17 protein-coding genes are annotated in these 19,519 nt (G+C 60.2%); 11 read left to right on the forward strand and 6 right to left on the reverse strand.

The window, feature by feature from the left end:
• Positions 1-11: 11 nt before the first annotated feature.
• Positions 12-1,154 (reverse strand): pectate lyase family protein, encoded by a 1,143-nt coding sequence (locus VY732_RS10460; protein ID WP_331695336.1) that lies wholly within the window; start codon positions 1,152-1,154, stop codon positions 12-14.
• A gap of 198 nt (positions 1,155-1,352) precedes the next feature.
• Between VY732_RS10460 and VY732_RS10465 the strand changes: the two genes are divergently transcribed.
• Positions 1,353-2,108 (forward strand): FadR/GntR family transcriptional regulator, encoded by a 756-nt coding sequence (locus tag VY732_RS10465; protein ID WP_038364752.1) that lies wholly within the window; start codon positions 1,353-1,355, stop codon positions 2,106-2,108.
• 4 nt (positions 2,109-2,112) lie between these two features.
• Here the strand turns inward: VY732_RS10465 and VY732_RS10470 are convergent, their stop codons facing one another.
• From VY732_RS10470 to VY732_RS10480, 3 genes are all read right to left on the reverse strand, one after another.
• Positions 2,113-3,006 carry an SMP-30/gluconolactonase/LRE family protein gene (locus VY732_RS10470; RefSeq protein WP_331695337.1) on the reverse strand — a complete coding sequence of 298 codons (894 nt, stop codon included), beginning with the start codon at positions 3,004-3,006 and terminating at the stop codon, positions 2,113-2,115.
• Positions 3,003-3,845: an NAD-dependent epimerase/dehydratase family protein gene (locus tag VY732_RS10475; protein WP_331695338.1), complete on the reverse strand. Its 843-nt coding sequence runs from the start codon at positions 3,843-3,845 to the stop codon at positions 3,003-3,005. The genes VY732_RS10470 and VY732_RS10475 overlap by 4 nt, the downstream gene beginning before the upstream one ends.
• A gap of 96 nt (positions 3,846-3,941) precedes the next feature.
• Positions 3,942-4,667: an oligogalacturonate-specific porin KdgM family protein gene (locus VY732_RS10480; RefSeq protein WP_331695339.1), complete on the reverse strand. Its 726-nt coding sequence runs from the start codon at positions 4,665-4,667 to the stop codon at positions 3,942-3,944.
• 360 nt (positions 4,668-5,027) lie between these two features.
• Here VY732_RS10480 and VY732_RS10485 point away from each other — a divergent pair, with 360 nt between their 5' ends.
• The 9 genes from VY732_RS10485 to VY732_RS10525 all read left to right on the forward strand — a co-directional run bounded on the left by VY732_RS10485 (position 5,028) and on the right by VY732_RS10525 (position 15,460).
• Positions 5,028-6,182, forward strand: coding sequence for a mandelate racemase family protein (locus VY732_RS10485; protein ID WP_008079679.1), 1,155 nt, complete (start codon positions 5,028-5,030; stop codon positions 6,180-6,182).
• 72 nt (positions 6,183-6,254) lie between these two features.
• Positions 6,255-7,865, forward strand: coding sequence for an ABC transporter substrate-binding protein (locus tag VY732_RS10490; RefSeq protein ID WP_331695340.1), 1,611 nt, complete (start codon positions 6,255-6,257; stop codon positions 7,863-7,865).
• An 84-nt stretch (positions 7,866-7,949) separates the two neighbouring features.
• Entirely contained in the window at positions 7,950-8,963 is a 1,014-nt protein-coding gene (locus tag VY732_RS10495; RefSeq protein WP_419789267.1) for an ABC transporter permease, read from the forward strand.
• 45 nt (positions 8,964-9,008) lie between these two features.
• Positions 9,009-10,619 (forward strand): ABC transporter substrate-binding protein, encoded by a 1,611-nt coding sequence (locus tag VY732_RS10500; protein ID WP_331695341.1) that lies wholly within the window; start codon positions 9,009-9,011, stop codon positions 10,617-10,619.
• 62 nt (positions 10,620-10,681) lie between these two features.
• Positions 10,682-11,599, forward strand: coding sequence for an ABC transporter permease (locus VY732_RS10505; RefSeq protein WP_177412589.1), 918 nt, complete (start codon positions 10,682-10,684; stop codon positions 11,597-11,599).
• A gap of 11 nt (positions 11,600-11,610) precedes the next feature.
• Positions 11,611-12,450: an ABC transporter ATP-binding protein gene (locus tag VY732_RS10510; RefSeq protein WP_026000816.1), complete on the forward strand. Its 840-nt coding sequence runs from the start codon at positions 11,611-11,613 to the stop codon at positions 12,448-12,450.
• A gap of 10 nt (positions 12,451-12,460) precedes the next feature.
• Positions 12,461-13,237 (forward strand): ABC transporter ATP-binding protein, encoded by a 777-nt coding sequence (locus VY732_RS10515; protein ID WP_102902870.1) that lies wholly within the window; start codon positions 12,461-12,463, stop codon positions 13,235-13,237.
• Positions 13,238-13,260: 23 nt separating this feature from the next.
• Complete coding sequence (locus VY732_RS10520) at positions 13,261-13,629, forward strand: 5-carboxymethyl-2-hydroxymuconate Delta-isomerase (RefSeq protein ID WP_331695342.1); 369 nt, start codon at positions 13,261-13,263, stop codon at positions 13,627-13,629.
• Positions 13,630-13,642: 13 nt separating this feature from the next.
• Positions 13,643-15,460, forward strand: a complete 1,818-nt coding sequence (locus tag VY732_RS10525; RefSeq protein WP_331695343.1) for a glycoside hydrolase family 28 protein — start codon at positions 13,643-13,645, stop codon at positions 15,458-15,460.
• Between the two features lie 8 nt (positions 15,461-15,468).
• Here the strand turns inward: VY732_RS10525 and VY732_RS10530 are convergent, their stop codons facing one another.
• Entirely contained in the window at positions 15,469-15,747 is a 279-nt protein-coding gene (locus VY732_RS10530) for a hypothetical protein (RefSeq protein WP_331695854.1), read from the reverse strand.
• 99 nt (positions 15,748-15,846) lie between these two features.
• Positions 15,847-17,451 (reverse strand): RNA repair transcriptional activator RtcR, encoded by a 1,605-nt coding sequence (rtcR, locus tag VY732_RS10535; protein WP_331695344.1) that lies wholly within the window; start codon positions 17,449-17,451, stop codon positions 15,847-15,849.
• A gap of 204 nt (positions 17,452-17,655) precedes the next feature.
• On the opposite strand from rtcR, the gene VY732_RS10540 reads away from it, so the two are divergent.
• Positions 17,656-19,203, forward strand: a complete 1,548-nt coding sequence (locus VY732_RS10540; protein WP_331695345.1) for an RNA-binding protein — start codon at positions 17,656-17,658, stop codon at positions 19,201-19,203.
• The last annotated feature ends 316 nt before the right edge of the window (positions 19,204-19,519 follow it).

A 19,519-nucleotide genomic window follows, 5' to 3' on the forward strand; every position in this document is an offset into this window, starting at 1 on the left:
ACATCGACCAATCAGATCTTGCCAGCGCCAGCCTTGGCCTTAACGTCGGCCGCGACTTTGTCTGCGTTCAGCGGGGTGTAGCTGTAAGGCGGGGTCCAGCCGATGTTGGTGCCCCACTTGCAGGTCAGCAAGGTGCCATTGAGCGTAGAACCCTGATCAAGGTAAGTGCTGCCACCGTAGTCGCCGGCGATTTTGTCGCAGCCGCTGATGCCGGAGATTTCGAAGGCGTTTTTCTCGGAGAAAATCTTCGAGCTCTTGCCCACACCGTGCGCGTAGCTGAACGGGTAGACCTTATGGCTGGTGCTGCCCACGTGATAGTTGTTATACAGATGCACCTGGCCGAAGCGAACGCGTGGTGCGCGGGCGGAGATGTTTTCGAACAGGGTGTTGTGGATCGTGACCTTGAGCTTGCCATCATCGGTGGTGCGGCTGTCGCTGGAACCGATCAGGTTGTTCTTCTCGTGCGATTTGAACGCCGAGTAGGAAATGGTCACGTAGTTGGCACCGTTTTTCACGTCCAGTGCGCCGTCGTGGTGTTGCTTTGGACGACCGTTGGCGGTGCCGTTCTGGTCATCGGTGCGGCGGCCATCGGTGAAGGTGACATGGTCGACCCACACATTGTTGGCGCCTTCGATGGTCAGCCCGTCGTACTCGGAGTTCCAGTTGCCGGCGCTGCCGTCATTGGCGTCCCAGATCGGCTCGGGATCCCACGGGTTTTCGATGGTGATGTTGCGGATGATCACATCGTTTTCCTTGGCATAGAAGAAACCCTCGCGGATCTCTGCCGTGCTGCTCGTACCGACGATGGTCGTCTTGCCCGGGATATCCAGACGACCGCGCTTTTTCATATCAGCGGTCGTCGTATAAGCTTTGCCTTCGCTGATGTCGATCGGCCCGGTAATCTTGATGATGCGACCGTTGGTGCCGACCGAAGCGCTGAGTGCGGTCTTCAGTTCGGCAGCGTTCTTCACGGTGTAGATGTTGTTGGCTGCCGCTCTGGAGCCACCTTTGGTACCACCGTTTTGCGTGGCCCAGCCAGTCGTTGCAACATCCAGCCAGATATCGGCCGCTTGTGCGGGCAGGCTGGAAAACAGCAGGCTGCCGACGATGGCGCTGGCCAGTTTGCAGGCCGTGAAGGTTGTTGGTTTTGTCATGAGTAATCAGATCCTTGATTAACTTGAGTGTTTTACACGCGAAATTTCGACGTGTTTCTCGAGCGGACGTCCTTATCGCCAGTGCAGCGAATCGAACGTCCGCTGCATGAGAAATCCTATCATTGAACTGGTGCGTTGTCGTACAACTGAATGGGCTATGATGCGTAATTATTCGAAAATTCGAGATTTTTGTTGCTGATGGACAGATCCAACGCCACACCCAATGTTCGTCGCCGGCATCGCAGCCTGGCGGAGGACCTGGTCACCGAGCTGTCCCGACGCATTTGCAGCGGCGAACTCGCACGCGCGACGAAGCTGCCGACTGAATCTCAGGTCATGGCCGAGCACGGCGTCAGTCGCACGGTCGTGCGCGAGGCGATATCGCGTCTGCAGGCAGCAGGCCTGGTGGAAACCCGTCACGGTATCGGCACCTTCGTTCAGGACATTCCCAGCCCGAGCGGTTTTCGCATTGATCCGGACAGCATCGTCACGCTTCAGGATGTCTTGGCGGTGCTTGAATTGCGCATCACTTTGGAGGTCGAGGCCGCTGGCCTGGCGTGTGCACGGCGTACCGATGAGCAACTGCAACTGATGCGTGATTCGCTGGACGCCATCAACTCCCGAGCCGTCAGTGTCGACTACGCCGTGTCGGCGGATTTCCAGTTCCACCAGCAAATTGCGCTGGCCACCGGCAACCGCTATTTCACCGACATCATGCTGCACCTGGGCGCGAACATTCTGCCGCGCACACGCCTGCATTCCAAACGCCTGGAAAATGACCGCAAGGAGCCCTATCTGGAGCGCCTCAGTCGCGAGCATGAAGACATTTACATTGCGATTGTCCGGCGTGATTCCGACGCCGCGCGCGCAGCCATGCGTTTGCATCTGTCCAACAGCCGCGAGCGTCTGCGCCGTGCCTACGAAGCTGCAGACGCGGCGGCGTTGAACGTCTGAAGCCTCAGGCGCGGGCCTTGGGTTCGGGCAGGCCTTGAACGCCCGGGTTGAGGGCAAAGACTCCGCCCGCCAGTGGCTGATCGGCGAGGTCGATGCCTTGCGGGCGGATCGAGGTGACAAACAGGGTGTCGAGCCGAGGGCCGCCAAAGGCACACATCGTCGGTTTCTTTACCGGTACCGGCAGCGCGCGATCCAGTTTCCCCTGCGGGGTAAAGCGCAATACCAGGCCGGCATCAATCGCGCAGATCCAGTAACAACCGTGTGAATCGACGGCGGCACCGTCCGGTCGCCCGGGGTGATTGTTCATGTCGACGAACACGCGGCGGTTGTGCGGCGTGCCACTGTCGATGTCGTAATCGAAGGCCCAGATCAGCTGACGACTCGGGTGCGAATCGGACAGATACATGATGCTCCCGTCGGGACTGAACGCCAGGCCGTTGGGCACCACGAGGTCCTCCAGTTGTGGCGCCAGCACCGATGCATCGTGCGGGTTTTGCGCGTCGTAGCGATACAGCGCGCCGACCGCCTCGGCGCCCATGGCGGTTGGCATCGAGCTGGCCCAGAAGCGTCCCTGACGATCGCAGCGACCATCATTGAAACGCATGCGCGGGCGGGCGTGCTCGACGCCGATGAGCTTTTCCGCAGACAGACGTCCGTCAGCCTGCGGGCGCAGTTTGAACAGGCCACTTTCTTGCGCGCCCAGCCAATGTCCCGCTTCGCTGCGGGCGATACAGGCGAGCATTTCATCCGCCTGCCAGCAGTCGGTCTGGCCATCGAGCTGCCAGCGATGCAAGCGGCCGGCCGGAATATCCACCCAATACAAGGCATTTTCGTCGGCTTGCCAGACCGGGCTTTCACCGGTGGCGTTACGCGCATCGACAATCAGTTCGGCACTCATGAGCGCGTCTGCGCCGGCGTTTCAAACGGACCTGCTGCAGTAAAGGCGCCGCCCTGATACAAGCGGTCCGGGTGGTCGGCAGCGAGTGCCGGTTGTTGTTCGACCTTTGCGCGAAAGGCCTCGGAGCTGTCCTGCGGCGCAAAGCCCAGGTGCGCGGCGTGCCGGTTGCTCCACCACTGATCACGGTTGGCGGACACCCCGTACACCACGCTGTGCCCGACATCGCTGGCCAGCAGTGCGCGGGCGATCAGGTGCTCCAGATCGGTATAGCTCAACCAGGTCGCCAGCATGCGCAAGTTGCGCGGTTCGGGGAATGAGGAACCTATGCGCAGGCTCACTGTTTCGATGCCATAGCGGTGGAAATAGAACGTTGCCAGGTCCTCGCCGTAAGCCTTCGACAAACCGTAATAACCGTCCGGGCGACGCGGCGAATGGGCGTCGATCTGTTCGTCCTGCGGGTAGAAACCGGTGACGTGGTTGGAGCTGGCGAACACGATGCGCTTGACCCCGTGCAGACGCGCGGCCTCATAAACGTGAAAGGTGCCGCGAATATTCGCCTCGAGGATTTCTTCGAAGGATCGCTCCACCGAGATCCCGCCCAAATGCACGATGGCGTCGACGTCCTGGACCAGCGCGGCGACAGCGGCCTTGTCGCTCAGATTGCAGTTGATCACTTCGTCCTGCGCGCCGCGGCTCGGCGCCATCGCACTGATGTCCGAGGAGCGGACGATGTCGGCGTGAACCTGCAGGGTTTCGCGCAGAATCTGGCCGAGCCCACCGGCGGCACCGGTCAGCAGAATACGGTTGAAGGGTTTGGCTTGCGTAGCGTGTGTGGTCATGGTCGGGTCTTCCATTACGCGGTGGTGAAAGGGTGGGGCGGCAGGGTGTCTGCCCGACAAGCGATGCGCGCTCGCCAGGCAAAACCAGTGCGCGGCTTACATGAAGTTGTACTGCACGCCCAGACGCCAGCGAGCCTGGCGGTCGGGTGAGGTGGAGTCGACTTTGATGTCGCCGATTTCCATGAAGGGCGCCCATTGTTTGGTGAGCTTGTATTTGACGATCAGGTTCTGTTCGTAGTCGCTCTTCTTGTTGTCGTAGCGGATGTAGTCGGTCTTGAAATAGATGAACTGATATTCGTAAGCCCACTTGTTGGCTGGCGTGTAGCCGAGCCAGCCTTCGAAGCGGTGGGTGGTCTGGTCATCCTTGTAGTGATCGGGCATGTCTTTGTTGACCTGATCGCGATCGAGTTTGCGCAGGTCCAGGCGATAGCGCGTCGCTACGTAGAAGGCGTCGTCGATTTTGTAGTTGTACTTGAGGCCGAACTTGTAGGCGGTCGCATCCTTCGAGCTGTCCATCTGAAACGCCGGGGTCAGCGTCGACTGCGCGCTGAGCTTGTAGTTGTAGCTCACCGTGAACTCATGGCCGTTGTTGACCATGTTGTCGTAGGCGACATCTTTGCGGTCACCGGCCGTGCGGTATTTCATCTCCGCCTCAAACCCCAGTCCACTGTCCAGGCGGTAGTTGAGCTTGATTCGGTCGGCGTGGGCGCTGTCCTCCTCGGTGTACTGGTGGCGGTAGTTGAGGCTGGCAGAGTCAGCGTGGGCAGTGAAGGGCAGGCCGAGGGCCGCGACAGTGACGAGCGTGCGTAGGGTGGTGTTCATACGGTCTTCTTTTTTGTTTTTGTTAGGGTCGTTTGACGAGTACTACAGGCACCGCGATGTTGCGTATGGCTCTCATTTGAGGCGCAGATATAAGTTATCGTACGACAAGATGACTCGTCTACGTGATTTTGCTGGTTTAGAAACATATTGATACATATATGCCCTATGAATAGGGGTCTAAAGCAAGTCCTGTTATTCCGTAGTCATCTTTAAATATGGCGCTTTGCTGGACGTTTAGCCGCAAATACTTCGATTCGAAGAGGTGTTATTGGGTCTTTTCAAGTGTTGTACGATGACCTATGATCGGTCGCAACCGACGACACTCCTGTCAAAAATCCAATAAGAAGGCTCAAGACGTCCATGAGAATCACAGCAGTCAACGTCCAGGTTTTTTCCTATCCCACCCGCCGCGCAGTCGACAGCGCCGGTCATGCTCATCCCGGCGATGTCAGTCAGGCGCAAATGGCGTTGCTGCGCATCCAGACCGAAGACGGCAAGGAGGGTTACGCCCTCGGTGCACCCGAGCTGATTCGTCCTTATGTGCTGGATGGTTTTGTGCGCAAGGTGCTGGTCGGGCAGAACGCCTTTGATCGCGAAAAGATCTGGCATGACCTGGCGCACTGGCAGCGCGGCAGCGCCAGCCAGTTGACTGATCGCGCGCTGGCGTTGGTCGAGCAGGCGTTGTGGGATTGGGCGGGGCGCAAGCTCGGCGTGCCGGTGCACAAGTTGATCGGCGGTTTTCGCGACAAGGTGCCGGCGTACGGCTCAACCATGTGCGGCGATGAATTGCCTGAGGGCCTGGCGACGCCGGAAGACTACGGACGCTTTGCCGAAACGCTGGTCAAGCGCGGCTACAAGGCGATCAAGTTGCACACCTGGATGCCGCCGGTCTCGTTCGCGCCGAGCCCGCGCATTGACGTCAAAGCCTGCGCGGCAGTGCGCGAAGCGGTGGGCCCGGACATCGCCTTGATGCTCGACGGTTATCACTGGTACAGCCGCACCGAAGCGCTGTACATCGGACGCGAACTGGAAAAACTCGACTTCGCCTGGTTCGAAGAACCGATGATGGAAGAGTCTGCCGAATCCTATGCCTGGCTGGCAGGGCAACTGGACATTCCGGTACTTGGGCCGGAAACCCTGTCCGGCAAACACCTGAGCCGGGCCAGTTGGGTCAAGCACGACGTTTGCGACATCCTGCGTGCCGGCGTCGCCGGGGTCGGCGGGATCGGGCCTTGCCTGAAAGTCGCGCACATGGCCGAGTCGTTTGGCATGGACTGCGAAATCCACGGCAACGGCGCAGCCAACCTGACGGTGGTCGGCGCGATCAAGAACTGCACCTGGTACGAGCGCGGCTTGCTGCACCCGTACCTGGATTACGACGAGGTGCCGGCGTACCTCAAGCGCCTGGTCGACCCGATGGACAGCGACGGTTTTGTGCATTTGTCCGACCTGCCGGGTCTGGGCGAAGACATCGACTTCAACTTCATCGAGATGAACACGCTTAAAAGCTTCTGACGTGTACGCGGGCTGCCCGGTGCATGCCGGGCTGTCCGAGAGCCCTATAAATATAAGAAAGGCACTCTCGCTATGAACATTCTTCCTTCGCTGTGGGCGCGGGTTCTGGCGGCTACCCTGACGGTGACCGCGCTACCTGTCGTCCATGCCAAAACCCCGGCCGATCAATTGATCGTCGGCATGAGCATGATCAATCTGCTGTCCCTCGACCCGGCGGCCGCCACCGGCCTGGACGTGTCGGAGATCAATGCCAACCTCTATGACATGTTGCTGGTGCAAGACGTCGCCGCGCCGGATCGGCTGTTGCCGGCACTCGCCGAGCGCTGGCAAGTCAGCGACGACCGCAAGACCCTGACCTTCAATCTGCGCCAGGGCGTGCAATTTCAATCGGGCAACCCGTTGAGCGCCGAAGACGTCGCCTGGTCGTTGCAGCGCGTGCTCAAACTCAATCTCGCATTGGCGTCGACCTGGAAGGCTTACGGTTTTACCGCCGACAATGTCGAGCGTTCGATGCGCGCGACCGATGCCAATACCTTCGTCATTGAATTGCCGCGACCCACCGATCCGCAGTTGGTGCTCAACACGCTGGCAACGTCACCAAGTGCCTTCATTCTCGACCGCAAAAAAGTCCTCGAACACCAGAAGAACAATGACCTGGGCGCCGCCTGGCTGGTGACGCACGCCGCCGGCAGTGGTGCCTTCGTGCTCAATGACTGGCGGGCCAACGACGTGATTCTGATGAGCCGTTTCGACGGCTACTGGGGCGGCCCGGCCAAGCTCAAGCGCATTGTCATGCGCAACATGACCGAGTCGCAGTCGTTGCGTCTGATGATTGAGCGCGGTGACCTCGACATCGCCAAAGGCATGTCGGCGCCGGACATCCAGGCCTTGCAGAGCAGCGACAAGGTCCGCACGCAAACTCTGCAACGCGGCACGCTGTATTACGTCGCACTGAGTGTGAAGCAGCCGATGTTCGCCGACGCGCGCGTGCGCAAGGCCGTCCGCTCGTTGATCGACTATCAGGGCATCAACCAGACCGTCATGCCGCACTACGGCGTGATCAATCAGCGGCCGATGCCGTTGGGACTGGCCGCGCGCTTGCCGGATCCCGGTTATCGACTGAATGTCGATGAGGCCAAAAAACTCCTCGCCGAAGCCGGTTACCCCAACGGGTTCAAGACCAGTATTCGCGTGCTGGCCGAGCCGCCGTTCATCAATATTGCCTCCAACCTGCAATCGACGCTGGCGCAGGCCGGGATCGAAGCCAGCATCATCACCGGCACCGGTAACCAGATCTACGGCGCCATGCGTGAGCGCAGTTTCGACATCATCGTCGGCCGTGGCGGTGGCGGCGCCGAACGTCATCCCCATTCGAGCCTGCGCACGCTGGTGTACAACCCGGATAACCGTGACGAAGCCAAGCTGAGCAACTTCCAGGGCTGGCGCACTTCGTTCTACAGTCCCGAGTTGAATCAGTTGATCGAGAGTGCCGAAGTCGAGCCCGATGCGCAGAAACAGCAGGCGCAGTATCAGGACATCCAGCAGCAACTCGATCAGCAAGTGGGCGCGATTCTGCCGGTCTCGCAGATGACCGACACGGTGCTGGTTTACGCCGATGTTGTCGATTTTCAAGGGCACACGGCCGCGACCACGCGCTATAAAGACGTCTACAAAAAACGCTGAAATGCACGGATGAACTTCGCGTGCCGGGTGCACCGGTGACCGTATTATCAGGAGCTGACTATGTTTGTTATGACTGCCTCTGCCATGGGAGCCCGCGCCTCCAATACCGCGCGGCGTGCCAGCACGGTACTGGTGACTTTACTGGGCCTGTTGGCGCTGACGTTTATCATCGGTCGGGTGATGCCGCTCGATCCGGTGCTGGCGGTGGTCGGGCCGGACGCCGACAGTTCGACCTACGATCAGGTGTACCGGGCGATGGGGCTCGACAAGCCGATCTGGACCCAGTTCGGCCTGTACCTCAATGACTTGCTGCACGGTGATTTCGGCAACGCGCTGTTGACCGGGCACCCGGTGCTCGATGACATCCGCCGGGTGTTCCCGGCCACCATCGAACTGGCGACTCTGGCCATCCTCTTCGGTGTGCTGATCGGTTTGCCACTGGGCGTCTGCGCGGCGAGCAATCAGGGGCGACTGGGCGATCATGTCGCGCGAGTGATTACCCTGTTCGGCTATTCCACGCCGATTTTCTGGCTGGGCATGATGGGCTTGCTGGTGTTTTACGCCTGGCTCGGCTGGGCAGGGGGCGCCGGTCGCATCGACCTGGCGTACGACGGCATGGTGCCCGAAGTCACCGGGCTGTTGCTGATCGATTCGAGCCTGGCCGGTGATTGGGAAGCCTTCGCCAGCGCCTTGCGCCACATCGTTTTGCCGGCGCTGATCCTCGGGCTGAACTCGGTGGCTTACATCAGTCGGATGACGCGCAGCTTCATGCTCGAGCAACTGTCTCAGGAATACATCATCACCGCGCGGGTCAAGGGTTTGTCGCGCCGCCAGGTGGTCTGGGGTCACGCCTTTCGCAACATCCTCGTGCAACTGCTCACAGTGGTGGCGCTGGCTTACGGCTCGCTGCTCGAAGGCGCGGTGCTGATCGAAACGGTCTTTGCCTGGCCGGGTTTCGGCCAGTACCTGACCAGCAGCCTGATGCTCGGCGACATGAACGCGGTGATGGGCTGTGTGCTGGTGATCGGTTTGATTTTTGTCGCGCTCAACCTGATCAGCGATGCCTTGTACAAGGTCTTCGATCCGCGCACCCGTTAACACGCCTGGCGGCGGCACCAAAACTATAAAAACAAGGATTTTTCAATGACGACTGCATTTACCAAACTGCACGCTGGCCTGTTGGCGGCGATCCTGGCGCTGGTGCCGATGACCCAGGCCAGCGCCAAGACGCCGGCCGATCAACTGATCGTCGGCATGAGCATGGTCAACCTGTTTTCCATCGATCCGGCCAACGCGCCCGGCCTCGATGCTTCCGGCGTCAATGCCAATCTTTATGACACTCTGGTCAAGCGTGATCAGGGCAATCCGGAACAGCATCTACCGCAACTGGCCGAGCGCTGGACGATCAGCGACGACGGCAAGCAGATAACCTTTCACTTGCGTCAGGACGTGAAGTTTCACTCCGGCAATCCGCTGACCGCTGAAGACGTGGCCTGGTCGCTGTATCGGGTGATGAAGCTCAACTTCGGCCTGGCCACGACCTGGAAAGCCTACGGTTATAACGTCGACAACATCCAGTCACTGATCCGCGCCGGCGATGCCCATACGCTGGTCATCGACTTGCCGCAAACCATGGATCCGCTGTTGTTGATCGACTCGCTGGCGATCTCGCCAAGCGCGGTGGTGATCGATCGCAAAACAGCGTTGGCGCATGAGAAAAACAATGATCTCGGTGCTAACTGGCTGGTGACCAACGAGGCCGGCAGCGGCCCCTTTGTGCTGAGCAAATGGACCGCGAACGACTCGCTGTTGCTGACCCGCTTCGACGGTTATTGGGGCGGTGCTGCCAAGCTCAAACGGGTGGTGGTGCGGCACATGACCGAATCGCAATCGCTGCGCCTGATGCTGGAACGCGGTGACCTCGATCTGGCGTATGGCATGGCCGCGCCGGACATCCGCGCCATCGACGGTTCGGAAAAAATCCACGTGCAGTCACTGCCGCGCGGCACCATGTACTACGTCGCGCTGAGCATGAAACAGCCTGAATTTGCCAATCCCAAAGTGCGCGAAGCGGTGCGCAACCTGATCGACTACAAGGGCCTCGACGAACAGGTGATGCCGTATTACGGCAAGCTGAATCAGCAGCCGATGCAACTCGGTCTGGCGGCGCGCCTGCCGGATCCGGGGTATCGTATGGACGTCGCCAAGGCGAAAAAACTCCTCGCCGAAGCGGGTTATCCGGACGGCTTCAGCACGACCATTCGCACATTGTCAGAGCCGCCCTTCATCGACATCGCCGCGCGCCTGCAAGCGACGCTGGCCGAGGGCGGGATCAAGGCCGGCATCGTCAACGGCACGGGCAATCAGGTGTACGGCGCCATGCGTGCGCGTAACTTCGACATCATCGTTGCGCGCGGGGCCGAGCGCTATCCGCATCCGTATTTCAGCCTGCGTACGTTTGCCTACAACCCCAACAACAGCGATGACGCCGGCCTGCCGAATTTCCAGGGCTGGCGCGCGTCGTTTTTCAGCCCGCAGCTCAATAGCCTGATAGATCAGGCCGGGGTCGAACGCGATGCCGGCCAGCGCCTGAACCTGTACCACCAGGCACAGAAAATCTACGACGAGCAGGTCGGCCCGATCATGATGATTTCGCAGATGACCGACACCGTGGTCAGTGCCGCCGACGTCAAGGGGTTCGCCGGTGATGATGCCGAGGCGACGCGTTATCTGGGTGTCTATAAACAACGCTGAACGCTGCCCGGTGCGTCGGCGTATGCGCCGGGTGATCCTGAATTCAATCCGAGAACATGCCCATGATTGCCAACATGTCTTCTACTGATTCGAGCGCCAAGCGGCGGTCGGATCGTACCCCCGGATCCAGCTTCGACGCCTTCTGCAAAAGTGCCCTGAAAGTCTTGCGGCACTTGTTGCGCAACCCGATGACCCTGGCCGGATTGCTGGTCGCGCTGGTGCTGGTGGTGGTGGCGCTGTTTGCGCCGTGGATCGCCACCCATGATCCGGTGGCGCAAAACCTCGCCAATGCCCTGCAGGCGCCGGGCACCGCGCACTGGTTCGGCACCGATGAATACGGCCGGGATATCTTCAGTCGGCTGGTCTACGGCTCGCGCATCACGCTGTACATCATCACCCTGGTGACCGTGATCGTCGGCCCGATCGGGCTGTTTATCGGCACCGTCTCCGGCTATTACGGTGGTGTTGTCGACACGGTGTTCATGCGTCTCACCGATATCTTCATCTCCTTTCCCAGCCTGGTGCTGGCGCTGGCGTTCATCGCTGCGCTCGGTCCGGGCCTGGAACACGCAGTGGTAGCGATTGCGCTGACGTCGTGGCCGCCGATTGCGCGACTGGCGCGGGCGGAAACCCTGTCGTTGCGCAAGGCCGACTTCGTCGTGGCGGTCGAGCTGCAAGGGGCTTCGTCAACGCGCATCATCCTGCGGCACATTGTGCCGATGTGCATGTCGTCGGTGATCATCCGCCTGACCATGAACATGGCCGGGATCATCCTCACCGCAGCGGCTTTGGGCTTTCTCGGCCTCGGTGCGCAGGCGCCGTCGCCGGAGTGGGGCGCGATGATCTCCACCGGGCGCCGCTACATGCTCGAGTGCTGGTGGCTGGTGGCTGTTCCGGGGGCCGCAATCATGTTGGTCAGCCTGGCTTTCAACCTGTTGGGCGACGGCCTGCGGGACATTCTTGATCCGCGCAGCGAGTAACCGGAGGCTGTATGTCTGCAATCAAATTGAACGTCGAAGGGCTCAATGTGCGCTTCGTCAATGCTCAGAAAGAAACCCACGCCGTGCGTGATGTGTCCTTCACCCTCGGGCGGGAAAAACTCGCCATTGTCGGTGAGTCGGGCTCGGGCAAATCGACGGTCGGTCGCAGCCTGCTGAAGCTGCACCCGGCCAGTGCGCGGATCACCGCCAAGGCCATGCAGTTCGGTGAAGTCGATCTGCTGTCGGCCGGCGAAAAGGTCATGCAGAAGATTCGTGGTCAGCGTATTTCGATGATCATGCAGGACCCGAAATACTCGCTGAACCCGGTGGTCAAGGTCGGCGATCAGATTGCCGAGGCGTATCTGGCGCACCACAAGGCCAGCCGCAGCGAGGCCCGCGAGCGGGTGCTGGAAATGCTCGAAAAAGTGCATATCCGTGATCCGCAACGGGTCTACAACCTGTACCCGCATGAGGTCTCCGGTGGTATGGGCCAGCGCATCATGATTGCGATGATGGTCATCACCCGTCCACAAGTGATCATCGCCGACGAGCCGACCTCGGCCCTTGATGTGTCGGTGCGTCAGCAAGTGCTCAACGTGCTGGAAGAACTGGTCGAGCAGCAGGAAATGGGTCTGATTTTCGTCAGCCATGACCTCAACCTTGTGCGCAATTACTGCGACCGCGTGTTGGTGATGTACGCCGGCAGGGTGGTCGAATCGCTCGCCGCCGGCGATCTGCAACATGCACAACATCCCTATACCCGCGGCCTGATGGCGGCGTTGCCGAGCATGGACAACCGTCGCGAACGGTTGCCGGTGTTGCAACGCGATCCACTGTGGCTGACTTGCTGAGGAATCGACCATGTCCATGATCCAAGCACACGCGCTGAACCTGAGTTTCGGCGCCGGCCCGGCCCTCAATCAGGTGCTGCACGACGTCAGCCTCAGTGTCGCCGACGGCGAATCCTTCGGTTTGGTGGGGGAGTCCGGCTCCGGTAAGACCACGGTACTGCGCTGTCTGGCCGGGCAGTACCGGCACTGGACCGGCGAGCTGAGCATTGCCGGCGCGCCGCTGCAGCACAAGATTCCCAAGGAACATTTCCGTCAGGTGCAGATGGTGTTCCAGGACCCCTATGGCTCGCTGCATCCGCGCCACACCGTCGACACGGCGCTGCGTGAGCCGCTGATTATTCACGGCGTGCGCGACAAGGACGACCGGATCAACGAGATCCTGCTCAAGGTCGGTCTGAACGACAGTTACCGTTTTCGCTATCCGCACCAGTTGTCCGGTGGCCAGCGCCAGCGCGTGGCGATTGCCCGTGCGCTGATTCTCGAGCCGCGCGTGTTACTGCTCGATGAGCCGACCTCGGCGCTGGATGTCTCGGTGCAGGCGGAGATTCTCAATCTGCTGGCGGATTTGCGCCGGCGCGAGAAACTCACCTACCTGATGGTCACTCACGATCTCGGTGTGGTCACGCACCTGTGTGATCGGGTGGCGGTGATGCAGCAGGGGAAGATCGTCGAGCTGCTCGACAGTCAGGCGCTCAGCCAGGATCTGGCAAGCCACGCCTACACGCGGATGCTGGTGCAGGCCAGTCGTGATTTCAGCCAGGAGTCGGTGCGCCAGCTCGCTGGTTGAGCCGATCCATCAAGGAGCGCGACATGCCGCATTGCCTTATCGATTGCCCGCAAACCCTGGCCCGACGTGTTGGCGAGCAAACCCTGCTCGTTACCGTGCATGACGCCCTTGATGCCTTCGGCCTGTTCAAGGTCGGGGACATCAAGGTGCGCATCAATACGTTCGAGCATTACCGCTGCGGCGCGGGCGAGGACGATTTTGTCCACGTCGTTCTGTCGGTATTGTCCGGGCGCAGTGCTGAACAGCGCCGGCGTCTGGCCTCGGCCACCGTGGCGGCGCTGGTCGCTTTATTGCCAGACGTCGAGTCATTGTCGATGGAGGTTGTGGAAATGCCCCGCGAGACGTTCGTCAACCGCAGCCAATATCTGCAAGAAGCCGGATTGTCGGCCTGAACAAGGAGTGCTCATGCCTTATCGATATGTTGTTCCGACGCAGCGCAAACAGCCTTTGGCCTTGTCGCTGGCAGCCACGTTAACACTGGTTTGCAGTGCGCCGTCGTGGGCGCTGGAGGCGCCGGCAAAACTGCAGGTGCCGACCCTGGCCTACGATGATCAGCAGATCATCCTGGTCTGGGAAAAGCCCGCCGATCACGCCGACATCAGCGACTACCGGGTTTACGCCAACGGTGTGTTGCTGGGTGGCAGCAACGCCAACAATGACCGCGTCTCGCCGGCCAAACCTTACATCGACCGCTTCTACGAACAGGATGTTGCCGGTTTTCATCATCGCATCGGCATTCACAGTTACACCGCGCAAGGCTTGAAACCGGATACGGCCTATCGATTCACCGTGCGTTCGGTGGGCACCGATGGCAAGGAGTCGGCCGACAGTCCGGCCGTTGTGCAGCGTACGAGTAAGCTCGCCGCCGTGTTCGATGTGAGGAAATATGGCGCCAAGGGCGATGGCAAAAGCCTCGATACCCTGGCGATCCAGAACGCCATCGACGCCTGCACCCCCGGCTGCAAAGTATGGTTACCCAGGGGCACCTACAAAAGCGGGGCGCTTTACCTGAAGAGCAACATCACCGTGGAAATCGCCGAGGGCGCAACGCTGTTGGGTTCTGAGCGGGCCGAAGACTATCCGCTGGCCGGCTACATCCAGTATCCGTATTCGAGCACCGTGCGCCCGGCGTCGCTGATCAACGCCTTGCCGCGCGATCCGCGGCAGCACCAGTCGTTCGAAAACATCCGCATCGTCGGCAAAGGCACGATTGACGGCAACGGCTGGAAGCGCCGCGCCGATGTCGTCGACGAACGCGGCCAGCCATTGCCGTTCTACCTGCCCAGCGACAACACCCGCTACCAGCAGGACGGCATTCTGGCCAAGGCGCAAGTCGAGCAAGCGGTCGCACGCGGCATGAACGTCAAGGACGCCTACGGGCAGATGCGCTCGTCGCTGATCACCCTGCGCAACGTAAAAAATGTGTTCTACGGCGGTTTCACCGTGGTGAACCCGGCCTTCCACGGGATCATGAACCTGGAAACCGAAAACGTGGTGCTGGCCAATACCACGCATAAAACCTACGACGCCAATAACGGCGACGGCATCGAATTCGCCAACAGCAAGGGCGCGATGGTCTTCAACAACTTCTTTGATACCGGCGATGACTGCGTCAATTTTGCTGCGGGTACCGGCGCGGAGGCCGTGCAGCAAAAACCGCAGGAAGATGCCTGGATCTTCAATAACTACTTCCGCAAGGGCCACGGCATGGTGGTTGCCGGCAGCCATACCGGCGCTTGGATTCAAAACATTCTGGCCGAAGACAACGTTTCCGATGGCACCGATGCCGGCCTGCGCATGAAGAGCACCAACTTCATGGGCGGCGGCGCGCGTAACGTGATCTTCCGCGATTCGGCAATCCGCAATACGCTCAAGCAGGCGTTCATTTTCACCCTCGACTACAACGATCCGAACGCCAAGCTGGATTACCAGCGCTCAACCATTCCCGGGCAGTTCCGCGATATCCGCGTCGCCGAAGTGAGCGTCGAAAATGCTCAAGGCAAGGCGATCGAGGTCAAGGGCGATAGCCAGCACAATGCCTGGCATCAGGGGTTGGTGTTCGAGCGCGTGCGCTTCAGTGGCCCGGCCAAAGCGCAGATCGACGGGTTGAAGGATTCGCTGTTCGACCATGTGTCGTTCAGCGAGCATGGCGCTGCCAACCCGTGGCAAATCACCGGGAGTGTCGGGCTGACGTTCACGGATGTGCAGCCACCACCTCCGTAGAACCCTGATCAAGGTTTCGGCGCTTTACCGAGGTCTTCCGAGTCGCTCGAAGTAGCAGCATCTTTTGCCGTTTCATGCGACTCGGCGCCGGAGTTTGAACCCGACGCCTCTTCACCTTTCTTGTCGGCCTTGTCTGCGTTGGACTGAGCGTTGCCGGCCTGATTCACGCCGGGAAGCGCGGTCGGTGGCGCGGCAGACTCGTCAGCAGTCTTCGCGGCTGCGGAGGCGAAAAGCGGGCAGGCCGCGAGCAGGCCGGCCAGGGTGATCGCTGCAATTTTTCTGTTCATGATGGTCGTCTTCCGGTCGAAGCGGATGGTGATCATTGGAAGCGCCCGGCAAGCGAAGGTGCCCGCTGCTGGACGGGCGGTCAGTCGCTGCTGTTCTTGTCACGTGAGGTCGACGACCTGGCTCCACTCAAGTCCGAACCGGCCAAGGTATTTCCTCAGTCGATCGGCATCATTGGGTTGTGCCTTGGCCTGGCGCGATATTCCGAACAGTCGGCGGCCGGCATCGGACAAGCTGTCCGCCTGCCGGCACACCTCGATCACTGCCTTCAATTGCAAACGGTCAAACAGATCCATGGTTTCGGCGTCCCCCGGTAACTCTCCTGAAATCGCCTGCGGTTGCGCCAAGCCCCAGGCATAACGCAGCCGGTCGATCTCCTCCTGCACCTGCGCCTCATCAATCCGTCCGCTGTCGGCGAGGGTCGCCATGCGCGTAATCGACGCCGACAATTCGCGGAAGTTGCCCAACCACGCCGCCTCGCGAGCGCTGGCGAACGCCAGATAACTGCGCCGGGCTTCCAGATTGAAGCGCACCAGTTGCCCGTGTTCGCGGGCGTGGCGTTCCAGCTCGAAATCAATGTTCGGTTCGATGTCCTCGCGGCGGCCGGCGAGGCCGGGCAGGTCGAACGTCCACAGGTTGATGCGCGCGTACAAATCTTCGCGGAACAAGCCGTCAGCGACTCGGCTGCGCAGGTCGCGGTGGGTGCCGGCGATGATCAGGAAATCGCTTTCGACTTCCTTGTCCGAGCCCAGCGGAAAGAAGCGTTTTTCTTCAATCGCCTTGAGCAGCATCGCCTGTTCGTCTGCGCCCAACTCGCCGATTTCATCAAGGAACAGCATGCCGCCATCGGCGGCGCGCAACAGGCCGTCGCGAGCATTCTGTGCGCCGGTGAAGGCGCCTTTGACATGGCCGAACAACGCCGACATCGCGCCATCGCCACGCAAGGTGGCGCAGTTCACCTCGACAAAGCGCCCCTGCATCTGATGGCGACTGCGTTTGAGTTCGTAGATGCGTCGGGCCAGGAAGGATTTGCCGGCGCCGGTCGGGCCGATCAGTAGCATCGGTGCTTTCGAGCGCACGGCCACGCGTTCGATTTGCTCGATCGAGCGGTTGAAGGCGGCGTTGCGTGTGGCGATGCCGGACTTCAAGAACTCCAGGCCTTCGAGGCGCTTGTTGGCGAAGCGCGAAGCGATGCGATCGTAGCGCGACAGGTCGAGATCGATCAGGGCATGCGTGCCGATGGCGTGATCGCTTTCGCTGGTGCGCTTGGCGGGGGAGGTCTGGATCAGCCGCGCCGGCAAGTAGCGCGCCTCGGTCAGCAGGAACCAGCAAATCTGCGCGACGTGGGTGCCGGTGGTGATGTGGACGAGGTAGTCCTCGCGCTCGGTGTCGAAATCGTAGGCGGTGGTGAAGTCGTGCAGCGCTCCGTAGACCTCTTCGAAATCCCATGGGTTGCGCAGTGCCATCGGGTGCAGACGCACTTCGGTCTCCGGCGAAACCTGCTGGATGTCGGCGCGCACTCGCTCGGCGAGGCTGACGTCGCGGGCGTCGATGCCGTGAATCAGCTCGAGCCGGTTGATCAGCACGTCCTGCTGTTGGCACAAGCCAACGCTGGGGCGCCAATGGCTCCAGCGATTGGCACCTTTGCCGACGCGATCAAGGGTGGCACCGATAAAACCAATGGCGACTGTTTGCTTGTTGGGCATGTTTATCTCAAAAGATAAAAAACGATATCCAATGATAAATATTCGATTAGGGTCTTGTCGTCAATTCATTCGATGAAAAACGGATGATCAAATAAAATCCATATAAATCAATAAGATGTAAATATTTTTCGAGGAAAATCAAAAGCTGGCACAGCCGCTGCAATACCTATCGCAACGAACAGGAAAACACAGCGAGACGCCAAGATGGCCAACTCAACGCTCTTCAACACGCAATCGAATCACTTGCCGGCCTGCGATACCTTGAATGCCTCCGGTGCCAGCGCTTATGCCTACAGCCCGAAGCACCAACTGGCGCAATTGGCCGTCACCGGTTGCCTGAACCAGACCTTCTACGCCTCCGCAGAAAGTCAGCTGGATCAAGTGCTGAAGCTGGTGGCCGAGCTCGACAGTCGCTTCGTGGCGAAAGCTGCGATCTACGCTCGCAAGAAAGGTCACATGAAAGACATGCCGGCATTGTTACTGGCGGCATTGACCGCGCAGCGTTCAAGTCTGGTGCCAGAGGTTTTCGAGCAAGTCATCGATAGCGGCAAGATGCTGCGCAACTTTGTGCAGATCCTCCGTAGTGGTGCCACCGGACGTAAATCCCTTGGCTCGCAACCCAAGCGTCTGGTGCAGAACTGGCTGAACAGCGCGACCGAGCGGCAACTGCTGCAAGCGTCGATCGGCAATCAACCGTCGTTGGCGGACGTGGTGAAGATGGTTCACCCCAAACCTGCTGAAGCGTGGCGTGAAGCGTTTTTCGCCTGGTTGATCGGCAAACCGGTGGAGGCAAAGGCCTTGCCGGAGCTGACTCGCGATTTGCTGGCGTTTCGCAGCGGCGCGAGTGATGAAGTGCCAGCGGTGCCGTTTCAGTTGCTCGGCAACGAAACACTGAGCAAGGAGCAATGGGCCCATCAAGCCCGCAATATGGGCTGGCAGGGGGTGCGCATCAACCTCAACACCTTGGCGCGCCACGGTGCATTTGAAGTGCCGGGTTGCATCGAATATGTCGCGGCGCGGTTGGCCGATCCACAGGAAGTGGCGAAGGCGCGGGTGTATCCGTACCAGTTGTTGTCGGCGTATCGGATGATCGGCGAAAACACCCCGGCAGCGATCCGCGACGCCTTGCAGGAGGCGCTGGAGTTGTCGCTGGCCAACGTGCCCACGCTTGAGGGCGCGGTGGTGGTTTGCCCGGATGTGTCGGGTTCGATGGGCAGCCCGGTGACTGGTTATCGCCCTGGCGCGACTTCGCAGGTGCGCTGCATCGACGTGGCGGCGCTGGTCGCCGCCGCGGTCTTGCGCAAACAGCCGGCTGCGCGGGTCATGCCGTTCGAGGTCAACGTGGTGGATATCCAGCTCAACCCGCGTGACAGTGTGATCAGCAACGCCGAGAAGCTCGCCGGGATTTTTGGCGGCGGCACCAACTGCTCGGCACCGCTGAAGAGGTTGGCGGACAGCAAGGCCAGGGTCGATACGTTGATCATGGTCTCGGACAACGAATCGTGGATCGATTCGCAGCGTCGCGGCGCCAGCGAGACGATGCGCCAATGGGAGCGGATCAAGAAGCTCAACCCACAGGCCCGACTGGTGTGCATCGACATCCAGCCAGGCCCTGCAACACAGGCGGCGGATCGCGATGACATCTTGAATGTCGGCGGTTTCAGCGATGCGGTGTTCGACGTGATCGAGCAGTTCACCAGCGGCCAATACAGTGCGCAGCACTGGGTCGAGGCGATCGAAAACGCGTCATGAATTGATTGATCACCGGCGCTGAATGCCGATGGGACTACATCCAAGACGTCTCATCAAGCCCTTGTCAGCGCCAGTGACGGCACGAATGCCTGATGGCTGTACATCTTAGGCCGGTTAAGTCCGGAGCGCGGCAACGCGCAACAGTCATCAACTTTTGTCGTGCCACCTTTTTTGCGGTTATTGGCAGCGAATGCGACAGGTACTACATCGGAACGCGGGTTCGACTCCCGCCCCGGCAACGGGGGCTCAACTGGCAGAGTCACAGTGTCTGTGTTTTTGTCGCTGCGACTTACAGAACAACGCCGAACCATCGGCC

Source organism: Pseudomonas sp. ZY71 (assembly GCF_036542145.1).
In the GTDB taxonomy this organism is placed as follows: domain Bacteria; phylum Pseudomonadota; class Gammaproteobacteria; order Pseudomonadales; family Pseudomonadaceae; genus Aquipseudomonas; species Aquipseudomonas koreensis_A.